The sequence below is a fragment of the Salmonella sp. 32010601201800023SM genome, from assembly GCF_017572235.1.
GTDB classification, from domain to species: Bacteria; Pseudomonadota; Gammaproteobacteria; order Enterobacterales; family Enterobacteriaceae; genus Salmonella; species Salmonella enterica.
The window spans coordinates 1,118,076-1,137,102 of sequence record NZ_JAGEQS010000001.1 but is presented as its reverse complement, the minus strand read 5'-3'; the positions used below and the strand labels follow the sequence as shown (position 1 = coordinate 1,137,102).

Sequence of the window (19,027 nt, the reverse complement as noted above, 5' to 3'; positions counted from 1 at the left end):
AGATTAGCCGTTGAGTTTGACTGCCAGACCGGCGACGTATTCCCCCTGATAGCGAGCGATAGAGAGTTCCTCCTGGCTTGGTTGACGTGAACCGTCGCCTCCGGCGATAGTCGTTGCGCCGTAAGGCGTGCCGCCGCGAACCTGGGAGACGTCAAACAGTTCCTGTGCGGCATAGCCTATCGGGACAATCACCATCCCATGATGGGCAAGCGTAGTCCAGGTCGAGGTGATGGTCTGCTCCTGGCCGCCGCCCGTTCCGGTAGAACTGAACACGCTGCCGAGCTTGCCGTATAGCGCGCCGGATGCCCACAGTCCACCGGTTTGATCCAGGAAGGTACGCATCTGGCCTGACATATTGCCAAACCGGGTTGGCGTACCAAAAATAATGGCATCGTAATCCGCCAGCTCCTGTGGGGTGGCAACCGGTGCGTTTTGCGTTTTACCGCCAGCTTTTGCGAAGATTTCAGGCGGCATTGTTTCTGGCACACGCTTTATAATGACCTCTGCGCCGTCGACTTTCTTTGCCCCTTCCGCCACCGCGTGCGCCATGGTTTCAATGTGTCCGTACATGGAATAATAGAGCACCAGAATCTTTGCCATTTGTACTACTCCTCAGATTAATCAGGTGTGTAGCGATTCGCTACGTCTATTTAAAGATATGCCCTCCTGTGAAGAGTGCAAATTTCAGCGCCATTTCTTTGATTTATAACAATAATTAATTTGGCGACCTTTGTTGCAAAATGATACATTTTTAAGCGCTTTGATTTTTCCAAGTATAAGAATAACTTATTTATTTCTCATTGTTATTATTCTGCATATTCGGCTTCTGATGTTGCAGAATATTTCGGTAAGCGGCCTACCACGGCGTTTTTCACTATGCTTAATGTTACGCGGCGTTACTGATGATATCGTCCATACGCGGCGCGAGGAGATACTCCTCATTACCTATGCAATATGATGTCTAATCTATGACGGAGGTCAGTAATGGCAAACCATCGTGGCGGTTCCGGTAATTTTGCGGAAGACCGCGAAAGAGCATCAGAAGCAGGTCGTAAAGGTGGTCAGCACAGCGGGGGCAATTTTAAGAATGACCCGCAGCGTGCATCCGAAGCAGGCAAAAAAGGGGGCAAAAGCAGTAACCGTAATAGCTAGCCTGCGTCACAACAGCAAGACGCTGAGCGTTTCGCGCTAAAAAGCGTCATGCGCCACCGCCGCCGGATTTCCGGCGGTTTTTTTGTTTATAAGCCGGATTTGGTATGCTTGCGTCCTGACGAAAAGGAGAGGGCGCATGTCGCAACGCACAGAGAAAAAAATCGGGAAACGTTCGCAGGCCACCGGTGCAAAACGGCAGCTTATCTTAACCGCCGCGCTTGCCGTTTTTTCCCAGTATGGCATTCATGGCGCGCGTCTTGAACAGGTTGCCGAGCGGGCAGGCGTCTCCAAAACCAATCTGCTTTATTATTATCCCTCGAAAGAGGCGCTGTATGTCGCGGTAATGCGACAGATTCTGGATGTCTGGTTGGCGCCGCTCAAGGCGTTTCGCGCAGAATCTTCCCCTCTGGAGGCCATCAAAGAGTATATCTGTCTCAAGCTGGAGGTTTCGCGTGATTATCCGCAGGCGTCGCGGCTCTTCTGCATGGAGATGCTGGCGGGCGCGCCGCTCTTAATGGAGGAACTGACCGGCGATCTAAAAGCGTTGATAGATGAAAAATCCGCGCTGATTGCCGGATGGGTGCACAGCGGGAAACTGGCGCCCATTTCCCCGCACCATTTGATCTTCATGATTTGGGCCGCCACGCAACATTACGCCGATTTTGCCCCTCAGGTTGAGGCGGTAACCGGCGCGACGCTTCGCGATGAAGCCTTTTTTAACCAAACGGTCGAAAGCGTTCAGCGCATTATTATTGAAGGGATTCGCGTGCGTTAACCGGCTGGCGGCAGTGGGCAGCTCAAATCACCCTCTTCACATTGCAGCAGCGAGGCTAAAAACGCTTCGCGTTCGTTCGTTTTATCGGTCAGGCACTGGCTGGCGATCATGGGTTGCACGCTGCCGCCCTCCGTACCTGAGCGAATCAGAGCGCAATCGGCGTCCCGCAGGGCAATCCATGCCACCTGCGCTTTTTGCAACAGCTCGCGCTGCGGCGGTTGCGCACGCTTAAGCGCGCTTTGATAGGTTTCGTTCAGCTTTTTATCTGCCGCCTGGTATTGCGCGGCGGCGCAGCGGTTCATTTCCAGCTGCGTACTGGCGCTGGCACACTCATCGGCCAACGCCTGACTGCTGAACAACAACGCCGCGCAGGTAAGGAAAATTCGTTTCATAAGCTCCTCTGACGCGAGTAAAAAGGCTCCATTGACGGAGCCTTAATTAACCACAGTATTAGCCAATTGTCATCAGGCTGGCATTACCGCCAGCGGCGGCAGTGTTTACGCTCAGCGAACGTTCAATATAGAGCCGTTCCAGCAGCATATTGCTTTCGCCGCGGGCGAAACCCTGTACCGACACTATCGCGCCTTCGCGGGCGGCGACGGCTTCGCACACGGTTCGCAGCTTGTCGGAGTCGCCGTGGAAAATCACCGCGTCAAACGGCTGCGCCATCAGCGTTTCCGCTTTCGCAAACTGGACACGCGCCGCGACGGCGGCGGGGAGACGTTTCGCCAGATCGCGGTGGAAGGCGTCGTCTGACCATAGCGCCTGACTGCCGACGGCGAGAACAGCGGCAAGCTGCGTCAACGCGTCCTGTTCGTCATCAGCCAGGCATAATACCCGTTCACGCGGCAACAGCGTCCAGGTATTGCGCTCGCCGGTCGGCCCCGGTAGCAGGCGCTGCGTGCCGGCCTGCGCCAGATCGGCGAATTGTCGGCAGAGCGTCTGTAGCGCCGGGCGATCCGCCGCCCATTGCGTCAGGGCGGTCAACGGCGCGAGTAGCGTGGTTTTAAGCTGCGCATCTACCGGGTAACGCGCATCCTGACGAGTCAGCGTCGTATTGAGCGCATTGGGCGGGCGGTGTGCCAGCAGGCGGTAGAGATAGAGCGGTCCTCCCGCTTTTGGCCCGGTGCCGGACAGGCCTTCGCCGCCAAACGGCTGGACGCCGACGACCGCGCCCACCATATTACGGTTAACGTACAGGTTGCCGACATGGGCGGAACCGGTGACTTGCGCAATGGTTTCATCAATACGGGTATGTACGCCCAGCGTTAGCCCGTAGCCGGAAGCGTTAATCTGTTCGATAAGCTCCGCCAGTTGGTTACGGTTATAACGCACGACGTGCAGCACGGGCCCGAAGACCTCTTTTTCCAGTTCTGCGAAGTTTTCCAGCTCAATAAGCGTGGGCATAACAAACGTACCGGTCTGCCATTCCTGCGCATCATCGCTGTTTTCACGTGCGGCCTGGAAAACCGGGCGGCCTTTGGCGCGCATCGTCTGGATGTGACGTTCAATGTTGGCTTTGGCCTCGCTATCGATCACCGGCCCGATATCGGTCGTCAGACGGCCTGGATTCCCCATCCGACACTCCGCCATCGCGCCGCGTAACATTTTCAGCGTATGTTCGGCGATATCGTCCTGCAAACACAGCACGCGGAGCGCGGAACAGCGTTGTCCGGCGCTGTCGAAAGCGGAAGCCAGCACATCCACGACCACCTGCTCGGTGAGCGCGGAAGAGTCGACAATCATAGCGTTCATACCGCCGGTTTCCGCAATCAACGGAATAGGGCGGCCCTGGGCGTCAAGACGCGTGGCGATGTTGCGCTGCAACAACGTCGCGACCTCCGTGGAGCCGGTAAACATCACGCCGCGTACACGCGTATCGGCGGTAAGCTGGGCGCCGACGGTTTCTCCCCGTCCCGGCAACAGTTGCACGACGCCCGGCGGTACGCCCGCTTCCAGCAAAATGGCAATGCCCTGGGCGGCAATCAGCGATGTCTGCTCTGCCGGTTTCGCCAGAACGCTGTTACCTGCCGCCAGCGCGGCGGCGATTTGGCCGGTGAAAATGGCCAGCGGGAAGTTCCACGGACTGATGCAGACTACCGGCCCTAACGGGCGATGCGTTTCGTTATCGAAATCGTCACGCACTTGACCGGCATAATAATGGAGGAAGTCTACCGCTTCGCGCACTTCGGCAATGGCGTTGCTGAACGTTTTCCCCGCTTCACGCACCAACAGGCCAATCAACTGCTGCATTTGGTCTTCCATTAATACCGCCGCCCGCTGCAAAATAGCGGCGCGTTCTTGCGGCGGCGTCGCAAACCAAACCGGCGCCTGATTGACCGCGTTTTGCAATGCCTGTTCAACCTCGCTTTCTGTCGCTTCGCGTCCCCAGCCAACAATATCTTTCGGTTCCGCCGGGTTGATAACCGGCGTCATCTCACCGTCGGCCACCGGTTGTTCCAGCACAGGTTTGGCCTGCCATTTCTGCATGGCGTTGCTTAACAGGGCAGAAGAAAGCGAGGCGAGGCGATGTTCATTCGCTAAATCAAGTCCGGCGGAGTTTATCCGACCTTCGCCGTACAGATCGCGCGGCAGCGGAATTTTCGGATGCGGTATGCCAGCCTGACCTTCCTGCTGCGCCAGTTTTTCCACGGCCTCGACCGGGTCCGCCACCAGTTCATCGAGCGGTAGGGTGGCATCGGCGATACGGTTGACAAAAGAGGTGTTGGCGCCGTTTTCCAGCAGGCGTCGTACCAGATAGGCCAGCAGGGTTTCGTGTGTTCCCACCGGCGCGTAAATACGGCAGGGACGGTTAAGTTTTCCGTCCGCCACTTTACCGGTGACCTGTTCATACAGCGGTTCGCCCATGCCGTGCAGGCACTGGAATTCGTACTGACCCGGATAGTAATTTTGCCCGGCCAGATGATAAATCGCCGCCAGTGTGTGAGCGTTATGGGTCGCGAACTGCGGGTAGATCAGATTAGGGACGGCGAGCAGTTTTTTCGCGCAGGCCAGATAAGAGACATCGGTATACACTTTGCGAGTATAAACCGGATAGCCCTCCAGCCCTTCCATTTGCGCGCGTTTGATTTCGCTATCCCAGTAGGCGCCTTTCACCAGACGAATCATCAGCCGCCGGCGGCTACGGGAGGCCAGTTCGACTAAATAATCAATGACCAGCGGACAGCGTTTCTGGTAAGCCTGGATCACAAAGCCAATGCCGTTCCAGCCCGCCAGTTCGGGTTCGAAGCAGAGTTTTTCCAGCAGATCGAGCGAGATCTCCAGACGATCCGCCTCTTCGGCGTCGATATTGAGACCGATATCATACTGGCGCGCCAGCAGCGTCAGTGATTTCAGGCGCGGATAAAGCTCCTCCATTACCCGATCGTATTGCGCGCGACTATAGCGTGGATGCAGGGCGGACAGCTTAATCGAGATGCCTGGCCCTTCGTAAATACCGCGACCGTTAGACGCTTTGCCGATGGCATGAATCGCTTGCTGGTAAGAGACCATATAGGCCTGCGCATCGGCGGCGGTTAACGCGGCTTCGCCCAGCATATCGTAAGAATAGCGGAACCCTTTCTCTTCCAGTTTTCGGGCATTCGCCAGCGCTTGAGCAATGGTTTCGCCAGTCACGAACTGCTCGCCCATTAAACGCATCGCCATGTCGACGCCTTTGCGGATTAACGGTTCGCCGCTCTTGCCGATAATGCGGTTCAGCGAGCGCGAAAGATTGGCTTCGTTATGCGTTGAGACCAGTCGGCCGGTAAAGAGCAGCCCCCAGGTAGCGGCGTTTACAAACAGCGACGGGCTACGGCCAATATGCGACTGCCAGTTGCCATTACTGATTTTGTCGCGAATTAACGCATCGCGCGTAGCTTTGTCGGGAATACGCAGCAGCGCTTCCGCCAGACACATCAGCGCAACGCCTTCTTGCGAAGAGAGGGAAAACTCCTGCAACAGGCCTTGCACCATACCCGCGCGACCGCTGGCGGATTTTTGATTGCGCAATTTCTCCGCCAGTTGATACGCCAGTTTATGCGCCTGCTCAGCGACAGGCGGCGACAGGCGCGCCTGTTCCATTAGCATTGACACTGCATCGGTTTCCGGGCGGCGCCAGGCGGCGGTGATGGCGGCGCGAGAGACGGATTGGGGAAGAATCTGTTCGGCAAACTCCAGAAAGGGCTGATGCGGCTCATCCTGCGGCGCGACCGGCTCCTCGCTTTCATTTGCCGCGCCGGCAAACAGCGCAGGTAGCTCCGGTAGCGTATCGCTATTTTCCACCTTGTCCAGATAGCTAAAGATTGCCTGTTTTATTAACCAGTGCGGCGTGCGATCGATACGCGACGCGGCCATTTTGATCCGTTCGCGCGTGGCGTCGTCCAGCTTAACCCCCATCGTGGTGGTTCCCATACCCTCTACTCCTGTTATTCGCTCTATCTGCTAACCAATAGTTAGCGGAAAATATCCACTATGTTGCAACTTTGTGCAACCGCGTTAAATGTGACCTGCGTTGCAAGCTTAAAAATGAATAAATTGTTAAAAAAAGAAAGAGGGAGTCTGACTGGGAAAACCATCTGGATTTATTTTCTCTGCGGTAGTTAACACTTTTAAAAGGTGCAACCGCAAAAAATGTGAGAGAGTGCAACCTGGAGAAAAATAGTATCCCTCTGCAATCAAATTTGATGTAAATGGTGTGTTAAATCGATTGTGAATAACCACCGCTTCCGGCAGGATACGGTCGCCCTGGTAAACATAACACCCTTGCCACGTTCCGGCAGGGTACAAAACGGCACGCTACGGTAGTGCCAATAAATAAATTTGGAGAACCTTGATGGCTATTAGCACACCGATGTTGGTGACATTCTGTGTCTATATTTTTGGCATGATATTGATTGGGTTTATCGCCTGGCGCTCAACCAAAAACTTTGATGACTATATTCTTGGCGGTCGCAGCCTGGGGCCGTTTGTTACGGCTTTATCAGCCGGCGCGTCGGATATGAGCGGCTGGCTGTTAATGGGGCTGCCTGGCGCTATCTTTCTGTCGGGGATCTCTGAAAGCTGGATCGCCATTGGCCTGACGTTAGGCGCATGGATTAACTGGAAGCTGGTGGCCGGGCGCCTGCGCGTGCATACCGAATTTAACAATAACGCGCTCACGCTACCGGACTATTTTACCGGTCGGTTTGAAGATAAGAGCCGAGTCCTGCGTATTATTTCCGCGCTGGTCATTCTGCTGTTTTTCACTATCTATTGCGCATCAGGTATTGTCGCTGGGGCACGACTGTTCGAAAGCACCTTCGGTATGAGCTATGAAACCGCACTGTGGGCGGGGGCCGCGGCAACCATTATTTATACCTTTATCGGCGGGTTTCTTGCCGTTAGCTGGACGGATACCGTTCAGGCCAGCCTGATGATTTTTGCGTTAATCCTGACGCCGGTGATGGTTATTGTCGGCGTAGGCGGTTTTAGCGAGTCGCTGGAAGTGATCAAGCAAAAGAGCATCGAGAATGTCGACATGCTCAAGGGGCTGAATTTTGTCGCTATTATTTCTCTGATGGGCTGGGGACTGGGTTACTTCGGTCAGCCGCATATCCTGGCGCGCTTTATGGCGGCGGATTCCCATCACAGTATTGTTCATGCGCGTCGTATCAGTATGACCTGGATGATTCTGTGTCTGGCGGGCGCGGTGGCGGTGGGCTTCTTTGGCATTGCGTACTTTAACAATAACCCCGCGCTGGCCGGGGCGGTGAACCAAAACTCAGAACGCGTATTTATTGAACTGGCGCAGATCCTGTTTAACCCGTGGATTGCCGGTATTTTGCTGTCTGCTATCCTGGCGGCGGTGATGTCGACGTTGAGCTGTCAGTTGCTGGTATGCTCCAGCGCGATTACGGAAGATTTATATAAGGCTTTTCTGCGTAAAAGCGCCAGCCAGCAAGAGCTGGTATGGGTAGGGCGAGTGATGGTGCTGGTGGTAGCGCTGATCGCCATTGCGCTGGCGGCGAATCCCGATAACCGTGTGCTGGGACTGGTGAGCTACGCCTGGGCTGGATTCGGCGCGGCATTTGGACCTGTTGTCCTGTTTTCTGTGATGTGGTCGCGTATGACACGTAACGGCGCGCTGGCGGGAATGATTATTGGCGCGGTGACGGTTATCGTCTGGAAACAATATGGCTGGCTGGATCTGTATGAGATTATCCCTGGCTTCATTTTCGGCAGCCTGGGGATCGTAATCTTTAGCCTGCTTGGCAAAGCGCCGACAGCAGCGATGCAGGAACGCTTTGCAAAAGCGGACGCGCATTATCATTCCGCGCCGCCGTCGAAGCTACAGGCGGAATAACCGACATGTCCGATAGCATTATTGCCATCGGACATATTTTACCAGGCGGCGTTATACGCCTGCCTGGTCCTCTGATAAGTCCCGGACCGATTGACTGAAGATGTTCAGGTAAATGAGGACGCTCTCTCAAACTATTTTTAGCCCTTGAGCGCCGTTAACGCGGCCGTAATACGTCTCGAGTAATCACTAACTGGCCATATATGAAATCGCCTGTTAATGGTACCAATAGCCTTGACGCAATAGAGTAATGACAAAAATTAAAACGAGTCAGCGTTACTGGCGTAAGTATGCCGCACAAAATTTTGCATAAATAATGCCGTTTTAGCGATGGGAGAGAGGACACGTTAATTACTCCATTTTAACCTTTTATATGTTGAATATTCAATGGGTTATGGGTGGTTTCACCATTAATACCCGCAGTAGCTAATGATTATCTTTTTTAGTCTCCTGCCGATGAAATAATCGTGTAATCTTTCTGTAAGAGACTGACAATGACGCAATAATGTTTGGTTAATACTTGGTGAATATATTGTTGCATTATTGATGTTTTGTGTTGTACTTAGTAGTAATAGCGGTAGTTCCCCGGCAGTGATGGTCACTCACTATGGAGATCGCGAATGGTAATGTCCGCACCAGGACACATTGTTTACAGTAGTTACAACACCCTGTACGGACATTCTCTCTCCGGTGGTGGTCTTGTCACCTTAAAAGCTCTCATCATTTCTCTTACTGTCCATACCCATGACGTCATATGTGGTGCGCGTAGCCGTGTGTGGCGTCGTTTCAAAAAGCAAGCTAAGGCTTACAAGGAAGCCAACCCTCAGATGTGTGTGCGCATAATCGCGTTCAAGAGAACGCGGGTGATGTATACCTACAACTCAAGGTGCTATCCATGGGAAGACAAAAAGCAGTGATCAAAGCTCGTCGTGAAGCAAAGCGTGTGTTGAGACGAGATTCGCGTAGTCATAAGCAACGTGAAGAAGAATCGGTCACGTCACTGGTACAGATGGGCGGAGTAGAAGCCATTGGCATGGCGCGCGATAGTCGCGATACCTCTCCTGTTAAGGCGCGAAATGAAGCACAGGCGCATTATCTGAACGCTATCGACAGTAAACAGCTTATTTTTGCGACCGGCGAAGCCGGCTGCGGAAAAACATGGATCAGTGCGGCAAAGGCGGCAGAAGCATTGATTCATAAGGACGTCGAGAGGATCATTGTGACGCGTCCGGTATTGCAGGCTGATGAAGATCTTGGTTTTTTGCCCGGTGATATCGCTGAAAAATTCGCGCCTTATTTTCGTCCCGTCTACGATGTCCTGCTTAAACGGTTGGGCGCGTCCTTTATGCAATATTGTTTGCGCCCGGAAATCGGTAAGGTAGAAATTGCCCCGTTCGCCTATATGCGTGGGCGTACTTTTGAAAATGCGGTCGTGATCCTCGACGAGGCGCAAAATGTGACTGCGGCGCAAATGAAAATGTTTTTGACGCGACTAGGCGAAAATGTCACGGTCATTGTCAATGGCGATATTACGCAATGCGACCTGCCGCGCGGCGTGCGTTCCGGATTGAGCGATGCGTTGGAACGCTTTGAAGAAGATGAAATGGTAGGGATTGTGCATTTCAACAAAGACGACTGCGTGCGCTCGGCGCTTTGTCAGCGAACGCTCCACGCATACAGCTAATATAGCATTGATTTTCAGAGCCCGGGAGACCGGGCTTTGTTGTCTATAAAGCGTCCAGCAGACTCATGGACAAAAAAGGAAAATGACGCCTGTACGTGAAGGGAATTATTTTGTCATGTCCAGGGCATTCATTGTCCGTAATTTGCTTTCTCGGGCCTGTTCCGGCGAGGACTGTACAAGAAGGGTATAGAGCAGGTCAAAGACGAAAAGCTGCGCGGCTTTCGTACCGATCGAGTCACCCTGCAACATTCCTTGCCGATTACCATTGATCAGGCAAAAATCGGCCTCTTCACATAATGGAGAACCCAGATTATGGGTAATGGCGACTGTGGTGGCGCCAGCCTGTCGGGCCAATCGGAGTGAATGCACTGTTTCTGGCGATGTGCCCGAGTGACTGACACCCATCGCGACATCGCCTGCTTTTAATAGCGTAGCCTGCATGTACATAAAATGGTTATTGCTTACCGCATCGCCCCGTAAACCAATACGCATTAGCTTGTGTTTCATATCCAGCGCCGTGATCCCCGATGAGCCCACACCAAAGATATAAACTGAGTGACAGTGACGTAGGGCGTCCACGACACCGAGAACCTGTTGCATATCAAGCAGATTTAGCGTTTCAGATAATACATTACTAATGGTGTTCTGCAATTTTAAACCAATGGCGTGGGCATCGTCGGATTCGCTAACTTCGGCATCCAGTAGAGGACTACTGTCATCAGACTCGGTAGTGGCAAGTTCAATGGCCAGGTCCATTTTAAAATCCTGAAAACCTTTATAGCCCAGGGTGCGACAAAAGCGAATAACCGTGGCTTCTCCGGCCTGTGTGTCGCGCGACAAATCGGCAATAGATGACTGTGTCACCTGTCTGGGGAAGGCTAAAATATATTGCGCAATACGCTGGGAGGCACGTGTCAGGCTTTTTTGCATAGCACCCAGAGTGTCAAGGATTTTTCCGGGTTTAAGACGTGGGGGTTGAGGCTCCATATAGTTCCTGCTCTTGAGGGCTGATTGCGGCACAAAGCCTGCAATATCGAACAGAGCAGAGCCTATCAAGTCTGCGGCATGAAAAAAAGCGCGATGTAAGTAAAGGAGGGGGAATATTTACATCGCGTTGCCAACTTATGACAGAACATCACTGGAGAGTAATCTGTTTGCTCTTACGGTGTTTATAGCGCGCCATCTGTCGGATGGTTTATATCTGGCCCGGTATTGTCGCCCCGGGCGTTGGCGTCACCGTGTGCTGTGTCGGTATAGCGTGGTATCATGAAATCATAATGTCACCTTTGGCTCAGGTTTTTCATCCAGCGTCAATGGCGGTGCCGGGGCAAATAACGGGGCGAAAATAACGCCGCTGATCACCACGCTTAGCGAGCCAATGACCCCATAAAAGAAGAAGTTAAGGTCAGTGGCATAGCGTGCGCCCAGCACGGTAATGACGCTGATAATAATTCCTAAAACCGCACTCCCGGCATTTGCTCGTTTAAAGAAAATGCCCAGCATGAACAGACCGGTCATTGGCCCTCCCATCAGACCTATCAGACTATTAAATGCATCCCAGATTTCTGATTCATCGGCCATGACCAGCCATACCGAGGCCGCGCTACTTATCAGGCCCGCGACCAGAATAACTAACTTAGCTATTTTCATACGGTTTTCTGGCGTTCTTTTTTTATGACTCAAACGCTGATAGATATCGGAATTAAAACAACTGGAAATGCTGTTTAAGCTGCTGGAGATGCTGGACTGCGCGGCAGCGAAAATAGCGGCGATTATCAACCCTGCAATGCCGACTGGCATTTCGGTGACCACGAATAAGGGTAAAATGCCGCCAGTGTTGAATCCCGCCGGTAATAATTGTGGATGTTGCTGATAGTAGACAAACAATGCCGAGCCGATAGCAAAAAAGAAAACAGGGATCACAGCAACCAGTTTGGCATTTGTAAGTAATGTTTTCTTCGTTTCCTCTATGGAGTCAGTCACGATATAGCGTTGGACCACATCCTGACTGGCAGTAAATTGCTGAATATTGGCAAACAGAAAACCAATCATCAATACAGGTACTGTGCTTTCCGTCCAGCTCCAGTGGAACTGCGTAGCCGGAAAGAATTTATCCGCCTGCTGCGTCACCGTAAAAATTTCACCAATGCCGCCCTGGACTTTGAGACATATCACTATAAAAATCAGTATCGCGCTGCCAGAAAGTAAGAGGCCTTGAATAACATCAGTCCATATTACTCCTTCAATTCCACCCATCCAGGTATAAATGATACACATCACGCTAATCAACAGTACCAAAATCACCGGGTCTATAGCGATGAAGGGGCGCAAGGCCAGCACGGTGAGGAAAGTGATAATGGCGATACGTCCGATATGAAACAACATAAATGACATGCTGGCGAATAGACGGCAGCGCACATCGAACCGTGCTTCGAGATATTCATAGGCTGATGTGACTTTCAATTTCCGAAAAAACGGAATATAGAAATAAAAAACCAGCGGTAAAATTGCGATAGCCAGATACTGACCAATGATAAACGTCCAGTTGGAAGTAAACGCTTTGGCAGGAATTGACATAAATGTAATTGAGCTTAACGTAGTAGCAAATACACTGACCCCAGCCGCCCAACCAGGAACCCGGCCACCACCGCGAAAATAATCGTCTGCTGTTTTTTGCCGTCTGGAAAAATAGACACCGACTAACATCATGGCCAGGAGGTAGCCAAATAATACAAGATAATTAACGATGCCGAAAGAATGTGTAATCATAGTTCTTTCCTGCTTATGGTTTTGAGTAGAGTTGCGGTCATCGTCTGTGTATTTTTATCTTCCCATCATTCAGACGATACGATACGATATTCAGATCAAGTAATAGTTTTTGTTAATCTCAATGACGGTAATCATGAGATGTAAAAGGCAGAGCATTTATGCTCCACCAATGGTGATGCCCAGACGTATGTCCTGCCGGATACCTGAAATAGCAGATATCCGATATTGCGTTCAAACAGGCTTCAGGCCTGGGGATCGTATTTGCCGATAGCATTATTAACGTCGGATTATTATCTGAGACATAAATATCAATAGTAAGCGTGTTCATTTTCTTTTCCTGTTCAGCGTTTTACTGCGTGACTGAACCACTGACAGATATGCTCGATACGGGTGATAGCGGAACCAACGGTAACTGCCCAGGCACCATGCTCAATAGCATTGGCCGCCAGTGCAGGCGTGTTATAGCGCCCCTCGGCAATAACACGACAACCTGCATGGCTCAGTTGTGTCACCATTGCCAAATCTGGCTCAACCGGCGTGATGGGGCCGGTATAGCCAGACAGTGTTGTACCAATGAATTCGATTCCTTTCTGATGGCAACTTATGCCTTCATTCACGGTTGAACAGTCTGCCATCGCCAGTAATCCATGCAGGCGAATACGTGTCAGTAAACTATCAATATCAACCGGGCGAGAGCGGAATGAGGCATCAAAAGCGATAATATCGGCACCTGCCTGCGCCAGGGCGTCAACATCCTGTAAATAGGGAGTGATACGGACTGGCGACCCTGTAAGGTCACGTTTAATTATCCCAATAATAGGAACAGAAAGATGGGGACGAACAGCCCGCAGATTCTCAATGCCTTCAATGCGCACAGCGACCGCACCCGCCGAAGCCGCTGCCTGTGCCATTGCAGCCACAATTTCAGGTTTATCCATAGGGCTGCCTGGTACCGGTTGGCATGAGACAATCAGCCCACCGTTTTCGTGTACACTTTGTTCCAGCCTGGCTAATAGTGACATCCAGTTCCGCCTTATATATTTTGAAGTTTTGCTCCGTTTTATGTTATGTTGTGGAGTGTTGCTGCATCAAGCAAAAAGATAAAAAAATGTGAACACAGTCATAAGGTATGTTTGTTATTCAATTACTGCGCCAGCGGATTTGAGGCTATAACCTGAAGCTACAAGACAAATACAATTCACTCTGACGACAGCATGCTGTATTTTATTAACTGCTTCCGGCATAAAGATAAAATGCTCAGAAGGAGCTTATACGCCACGGGATAGCCAGTATGAAATGCATCACATAATTCTTGTTGTATTTATTCGAATGCTATCACTAATGAGTTTGACCATAACAGGTCACCCATAATCACTTCTAACATCACCATGGTGTGCTTTTACCTCGCACATGATAACCCCATGTAATTATTTTTAGCGCTTGGTCACATTTTGTCATTATCATTGTTGAAATTGTGCACCATAAGATCACTAATGATGAAGCTTTACTCCAATTGTATTTCTTCGCATGGGGATGCAGATGAAAAATTTTAAGAAAATGATGACGCTAATGGCGCTATGTTTATCAGTCGCTATCACCACATCAGGATATGCAACGACGCTTCCTGATATACCAGAACCACTGAAAAATGGTACTGGCGCTATTGATAATAATGGCGTGATTTATGTCGGCTTAGGTACCGCAGGGACATCCTGGTATAAAATTGATCTTAAAAAGCAACATAAAGACTGGGAGCGTATAAAGTCGTTTCCTGGTGGAGCTCGTGAGCAATCCGTGTCGGTATTTTTAAATGATGAGCTTTATGTTTTTGGTGGCGTAGGGAAAAAAAACAGTGAATCACCGTTGCAGGTTTATAGCGATGTGTACAAATACTCACCGGTGAAAAATACATGGCAAAAAGTTGACACTATATCTCCAGTTGGATTAACAGGGCATACGGGAGTAAAATTAAACGAAACGATGGTACTTATTACCGGAGGGGTTAATGAGCATATCTTTGATAAGTATTTTATTGATATAGCGGCTGCGGCTGCGGATGAAAGTGAAAAAAATAAAGTCATCTATAATTATTTTAATAAACCTGCCAAAGATTATTTTTTTAATAAAATCGTATTTATCTACAATGCTAAAGAGAACACATGGAAGAATGCCGGTGAGCTGCCAGACGCGGGGACGGCAGGATCGTCATCGGTAATGGAAAATAATTTCCTGATGCTGATTAATGGTGAGCTCAAACCGGGTTTACGTACCGATGTGATTTACCGCGCCATGTGGGATAACGACAAGCTAACATGGTTGAAGAACAGCCAGTTACCGCCATCGCCTGGAGAACAACAGCAAGAAGGGTTGGCCGGAGCATTTTCGGGCTATAGTCACGGTGTCCTGCTTGTCGGTGGTGGCGCGAATTTTCCGGGAGCAAAACAAAATTATACCAATGGAAAGTTTTATTCCCACGAAGGAATAAATAAAAAATGGCGAGATGAAGTCTATGGTTTGGTTAATGGCCATTGGCAATATATGGGTAAAATGAAACAACCTCTCGGCTATGGTGTATCAGTAAGTTATGGTGATGAAGTTTTCCTTATTGGTGGTGAAAATGCTAAAGGGAAACCTGTTTCGTCTGTAACCTCCTTTACCATGCGTGATGGTAATTTATTAATAAAATAATTTTTTAAATACAAAAATAAAGTTAATTGATGAGCGGAGTATTTTATGAAAATCAACAAATATCTTCTGGGTATGGTTTCGTTTATAGCATTTTCATCATATCTACAAGCGGCAACCCTTGATTATCGGCATGAATATGCTGATAGAACCAGAATTAATAAAGACCGTATTGCTATAATTGAAAAGCTTCCTAACGGCATTGGTTTTTATGTCGATGCCAGCGTTAAATCGGGAGGAGTAGATGGTGAGCAGGATAAGCATTTAAGCGATCTCGTCGCAAACGCTATAGAACTGGGCGTAAGTTATAATTATAAAGTTACGGACAATTTTGTTTTGCAGCCTGGATTTATATTTGAAAGCGGTCCAGACACTTCAATTTATAAGCCTTATTTAAGGGGGCAATATAATTTTGATTCTGGTGTTTATATGGCTGGTCGTTACCGTTATGACTATGCAAGGAAGACAGCTAACTATAGTGATGATGAGAAAACGAATAGATTTGATACTTATATAGGTTATGTTTTTGATGAGTTGAAATTAGAATATAACTTTACCTGGATGGATAGCGATCAAATTAAATTTGATAACAAAAAAACAAACTATGAACATAATGTGGCTTTAGCCTGGAAACTGAATAAGTCATTTACACCATACGTTGAGGTCGGAAATGTAGCGGTGAGAAATAATACCGATGAGAGACAGACCCGTTATCGCGTTGGATTACAATACCACTTTTGAGAAAGGTTAAAGAGTTACTGTACTAATCTTTGCTTAGTATTCATATCGATAATCTTATAGCCCGTAGCTACGTTACAGAACGTTAGACTTTGTCTTGAGTATTCACGTCCTTAACGTAGCTACGAATAAGGATGATAAACAATGAATATACGTCTTACATAGCTACGATCTCAGGCGGTTGTCGGAAAGTGCCGGTTGATTGTGTCTTATTCGGCAATTGATATGACTTAAAAATTAATTCCGTAAGCATTTCAGACGGTAACAGCAAATAAGGGTTTTATTGTGATAGCAAAATTCTTCCCGTGGTATAGCGAGATAACACGTCCACAAAAAAATGCTTTATTTTCAGCATGGCTGGGTTACGTTTTTGATGGCTTCGACTTTATGCTGATTTTCTACATTATGTATCTGATCAAGGCTGACTTAGGATTGACAGATATGGAGGGCGCATTCCTTGCCACAGCGGCCTTTATTGGGCGACCATTTGGCGGGGCGCTATTTGGTCTGCTGGCAGACAAATTTGGCCGTAAGCCGTTAATGATGTGGTCGATAGTTGCCTATTCTGTAGGTACAGGGTTAAGTGGCCTGGCTTCCGGTGTAATTATGCTGACGCTTAGTCGCTTCATTGTCGGTATGGGGATGGCGGGGGAGTATGCTTGCGCTTCTACTTATGCCGTGGAAAGTTGGCCAAAGCATTTAAAATCTAAAGCGAGCGCATTTCTGGTTTCAGGTTTCGGTATTGGTAACATCATAGCAGCCTATTTTATGCCGTCATTTGCCGAAGCGTATGGTTGGCGTGCTGCTTTTTTTGTCGGTTTGCTACCCGTTCTTTTAGTAATCTACATCCGGGCCAGGGCTCCTGAATCTAAAGAGTGGGAAGAAGCCAAACTCAGTGGTCCCGGAAAGCATTCACAAAGTGCCTGGTCAGTTTTCTCTTTGTCAATGAAAGGGCTATTTAATCGAGCTCAATTTCCACTGACATTATGTGTATTTATTGTTCTGTTCTCTATTTTCGGCGCAAACTGGCCGATCTTTGGTCTACTGCCTACATATTTGGCGGGAGAGGGCTTTGATACGGGCGTGGTCTCTAATTTAATGACGGCGGCGGCATTCGGCACTGTATTGGGAAATATCGTTTGGGGGCTGTGCGCAGATAGAATTGGTTTGAAGAAAACGTTCAGCATTGGTCTTCTCATGTCCTTTTTATTCATTTTCCCGTTATTCAGAATTCCGCAAGATAATTATTTACTGCTGGGCGCATGTTTATTCGGTTTAATGGCGACTAACGTAGGTGTTGGCGGGTTGGTTCCCAAATTTCTCTACGACTACTTTCCTCTTGAGGTTCGTGGTTTGGGTACCGGGCTGATTTATAATCTTGCTGCGACATCAGGCACATTCAATTCAATGGCGGCGACCTGGCTTGGAATAACAATGGGGCTAGGCGCTGCGCTAACGTTCATTGTTGCTTTCTGGACCGCAACAATTCTACTCATTATTGGCCTATCCATTCCGGATAGACTAAAAGCACGTCGTGAAAGTTTTCAATCAACAAAAGAATTTTAATAGAGGATAAATGATGACGAAATACGGTGTTGTAGGTACAGGTTATTTTGGCGCTGAACTGGCGCGATTTATGTCTAAGGTTGAAGGGGCGAAAATCACTGCGATTTACGATCCGGTAAATGCGGCTCCGATAGCGAAAGAGTTGAACTGTGTCGCCACTGCAACGATGGAGGCGCTTTGTTCCCATCCTGATGTGGATTGCGTAATTATTGCTTCACCAAATTACTTACATAAAGCGCCAGTCATTGCGGCGGCTAAAGCGGGTAAACACGTGTTTTGTGAAAAACCTATCGCCTTAAATTACCAGGATTGTAAGGATATGGTTGATGCCTGCAAAGAAGCTGGTGTTACCTTTATGGCGGGTCACGTTATGAACTTTTTTCACGGGGTTCGCCACGCTAAAGCGCTCATCAAAGCTGGTGAAATTGGTGAAGTTACACAAGTTCACACTAAACGTAATGGTTTTGAAGACGTGCAGGATGAGATCTCATGGAAGAAGATTCGCGCAAAGTCAGGTGGGCATCTGTATCATCACATTCACGAGCTAGATTGTACACTGTTCATCATGGATGAAACCCCATCCCTGGTTTCAATGGCGGCGGGGAATGTTGCGCACAAAGGTGAAAAATTTGGTGATGAAGATGATGTTGTCCTAATCACCCTTGAGTTTGAAAGCGGTCGTTTCGCGACACTTCAGTGGGGATCATCGTTCCACTACCCTGAGCACTATGTATTAATTGAGGGCACGACAGGTGCAATTCTCATTGATATGCAAAACACGGCTGGTTATCTAATAAAAGCGGGCAAAAAAACACACTTTCTTGTGCATGAAAGCCAGGCGGAGGATGATGATCGTCGCAACGGTAACATATCCAGCGAGATGGATGGCGCAATCGCTTATGGTAAACCCGGTAAACGTACGCCGATGTGGCTCACATCAATTATGAAACTGGAGATGCAGTACTTGCATGATGTGATAAACGGTCTGGAGCCAGGCGAGGAGTTTGCTAAATTGCTAACGGGAGAAGCGGCGACAAATGCCATTGCTACCGCTGATGCTGCGACGCTTTCCTCAAACGAGGGGCGCAAAGTAAAACTCACTGAAATTCTTGGCTAAAATTGAAAGCCGGATGGTGGTGTTATTGGCCGGTGGCGCTGCGCTTATGTAGACCGGATAAGGCGCCCGTGAACTGTGCCGCCATCCGGCAATGGACGGGTCATTATGTAAAAAAAAGCCCGTACATTCGTACGAGCTCTTTCTTAAATATGGCGGTGAGGGGGGATTGACTCGCTGCGCTCGCCCTTCGGGCAGTCTCCT

General features: G+C 49.4%; 14 protein-coding genes. 8 read left to right on the top strand and 6 right to left on the bottom strand.

What is annotated here, in order from left to right; genetic code table 11:
- Window positions 1–3: 3 nt before the first annotated feature.
- On the bottom strand, window positions 4–600 hold the full coding sequence (gene wrbA / locus J4617_RS05755; protein ID WP_001062898.1) for an NAD(P)H:quinone oxidoreductase: 597 nt from the start codon (window positions 598–600) through the stop codon (window positions 4–6).
- 384 nt (window positions 601–984) lie between these two features.
- Between wrbA and J4617_RS05750 the strand changes: the two genes are divergently transcribed.
- Window positions 985–1,152: a general stress protein gene (locus J4617_RS05750; protein ID WP_001273663.1), complete on the top strand. Its 168-nt coding sequence runs from the start codon at window positions 985–987 to the stop codon at window positions 1,150–1,152.
- Window positions 1,153–1,288: 136 nt separating this feature from the next.
- Window positions 1,289–1,927, top strand: a complete 639-nt coding sequence (gene rutR / locus J4617_RS05745) for an HTH-type transcriptional regulator RutR (protein ID WP_017465801.1) — start codon at window positions 1,289–1,291, stop codon at window positions 1,925–1,927.
- Here rutR and J4617_RS05740 read toward each other — a convergent pair.
- Entirely contained in the window at window positions 1,924–2,319 is a 396-nt protein-coding gene (locus tag J4617_RS05740; RefSeq protein ID WP_000821064.1) for a lysozyme inhibitor LprI family protein, read from the bottom strand. The genes rutR and J4617_RS05740 overlap by 4 nt on opposite strands.
- Window positions 2,320–2,377: 58 nt before the next feature.
- Entirely contained in the window at window positions 2,378–6,340 is a 3,963-nt protein-coding gene (gene putA, locus J4617_RS05735) for a trifunctional transcriptional regulator/proline dehydrogenase/L-glutamate gamma-semialdehyde dehydrogenase (protein ID WP_017465802.1), read from the bottom strand.
- 421 nt (window positions 6,341–6,761) lie between these two features.
- On the opposite strand from putA, the gene putP reads away from it, so the two are divergent.
- Window positions 6,762–8,270, top strand: a complete 1,509-nt coding sequence (gene putP / locus J4617_RS05730; RefSeq protein WP_001018463.1) for a sodium/proline symporter PutP — start codon at window positions 6,762–6,764, stop codon at window positions 8,268–8,270.
- An 892-nt stretch (window positions 8,271–9,162) separates the two neighbouring features.
- Window positions 9,163–9,951, top strand: a complete 789-nt coding sequence (gene phoH, locus J4617_RS05725; RefSeq protein ID WP_000533527.1) for a phosphate starvation-inducible protein PhoH — start codon at window positions 9,163–9,165, stop codon at window positions 9,949–9,951.
- Between the two features lie 105 nt (window positions 9,952–10,056).
- On the opposite strand, the gene J4617_RS05720 is transcribed toward phoH, so the two are convergent.
- The 3 genes from J4617_RS05720 to J4617_RS05710 all read right to left on the bottom strand — a co-directional run bounded on the left by J4617_RS05720 (window position 10,057) and on the right by J4617_RS05710 (window position 13,742).
- Entirely contained in the window at window positions 10,057–10,938 is an 882-nt protein-coding gene (locus tag J4617_RS05720) for a MurR/RpiR family transcriptional regulator (protein WP_000433673.1), read from the bottom strand.
- A 285-nt stretch (window positions 10,939–11,223) separates the two neighbouring features.
- Window positions 11,224–12,720 carry a sodium:solute symporter gene (locus J4617_RS05715; RefSeq protein ID WP_017465803.1) on the bottom strand — a complete coding sequence of 499 codons (1,497 nt, stop codon included), beginning with the start codon at window positions 12,718–12,720 and terminating at the stop codon, window positions 11,224–11,226.
- A gap of 341 nt (window positions 12,721–13,061) precedes the next feature.
- Window positions 13,062–13,742: an N-acetylmannosamine-6-phosphate 2-epimerase gene (locus J4617_RS05710; protein WP_000054241.1), complete on the bottom strand. Its 681-nt coding sequence runs from the start codon at window positions 13,740–13,742 to the stop codon at window positions 13,062–13,064.
- 505 nt (window positions 13,743–14,247) lie between these two features.
- Here J4617_RS05710 and J4617_RS05705 point away from each other — a divergent pair.
- The 4 genes from J4617_RS05705 to J4617_RS05690 all read left to right on the top strand — a co-directional run bounded on the left by J4617_RS05705 (window position 14,248) and on the right by J4617_RS05690 (window position 18,826).
- Window positions 14,248–15,408, top strand: coding sequence for an N-acetylneuraminate epimerase (locus J4617_RS05705; protein WP_000525756.1), 1,161 nt, complete (start codon window positions 14,248–14,250; stop codon window positions 15,406–15,408).
- A 45-nt stretch (window positions 15,409–15,453) separates the two neighbouring features.
- Window positions 15,454–16,146: an oligogalacturonate-specific porin KdgM family protein gene (locus J4617_RS05700; protein WP_000700610.1), complete on the top strand. Its 693-nt coding sequence runs from the start codon at window positions 15,454–15,456 to the stop codon at window positions 16,144–16,146.
- Window positions 16,147–16,428: 282 nt separating this feature from the next.
- Window positions 16,429–17,709, top strand: a complete 1,281-nt coding sequence (locus J4617_RS05695) for an MFS transporter (RefSeq protein ID WP_000560758.1) — start codon at window positions 16,429–16,431, stop codon at window positions 17,707–17,709.
- A 10-nt stretch (window positions 17,710–17,719) separates the two neighbouring features.
- On the top strand, window positions 17,720–18,826 hold the full coding sequence (locus J4617_RS05690; RefSeq protein WP_077907195.1) for a Gfo/Idh/MocA family oxidoreductase: 1,107 nt from the start codon (window positions 17,720–17,722) through the stop codon (window positions 18,824–18,826).
- The last annotated feature ends 201 nt before the right edge of the window (window positions 18,827–19,027 follow it).

Coding starts and splice junctions, on each gene's coding strand:
- wrbA (WP_001062898.1), bottom strand. CDS start 600: ATGGCAAAGATTCTGGTGCTCTATTATTCCATGTACGGACACATTGAA.
- J4617_RS05750 (WP_001273663.1), top strand. CDS start 985: ATGGCAAACCATCGTGGCGGTTCCGGTAATTTTGCGGAAGACCGCGAA.
- rutR (WP_017465801.1), top strand. CDS start 1,289: ATGTCGCAACGCACAGAGAAAAAAATCGGGAAACGTTCGCAGGCCACC.
- J4617_RS05740 (WP_000821064.1), bottom strand. CDS start 2,319: ATGAAACGAATTTTCCTTACCTGCGCGGCGTTGTTGTTCAGCAGTCAG.
- putA (WP_017465802.1), bottom strand. CDS start 6,340: ATGGGAACCACCACGATGGGGGTTAAGCTGGACGACGCCACGCGCGAA.
- putP (WP_001018463.1), top strand. CDS start 6,762: ATGGCTATTAGCACACCGATGTTGGTGACATTCTGTGTCTATATTTTT.
- phoH (WP_000533527.1), top strand. CDS start 9,163: ATGGGAAGACAAAAAGCAGTGATCAAAGCTCGTCGTGAAGCAAAGCGT.
- J4617_RS05720 (WP_000433673.1), bottom strand. CDS start 10,938: ATGGAGCCTCAACCCCCACGTCTTAAACCCGGAAAAATCCTTGACACT.
- J4617_RS05715 (WP_017465803.1), bottom strand. CDS start 12,720: ATGATTACACATTCTTTCGGCATCGTTAATTATCTTGTATTATTTGGC.
- J4617_RS05710 (WP_000054241.1), bottom strand. CDS start 13,742: ATGTCACTATTAGCCAGGCTGGAACAAAGTGTACACGAAAACGGTGGG.
- J4617_RS05705 (WP_000525756.1), top strand. CDS start 14,248: ATGGGGATGCAGATGAAAAATTTTAAGAAAATGATGACGCTAATGGCG.
- J4617_RS05700 (WP_000700610.1), top strand. CDS start 15,454: ATGAAAATCAACAAATATCTTCTGGGTATGGTTTCGTTTATAGCATTT.
- J4617_RS05690 (WP_077907195.1), top strand. CDS start 17,720: ATGATGACGAAATACGGTGTTGTAGGTACAGGTTATTTTGGCGCTGAA.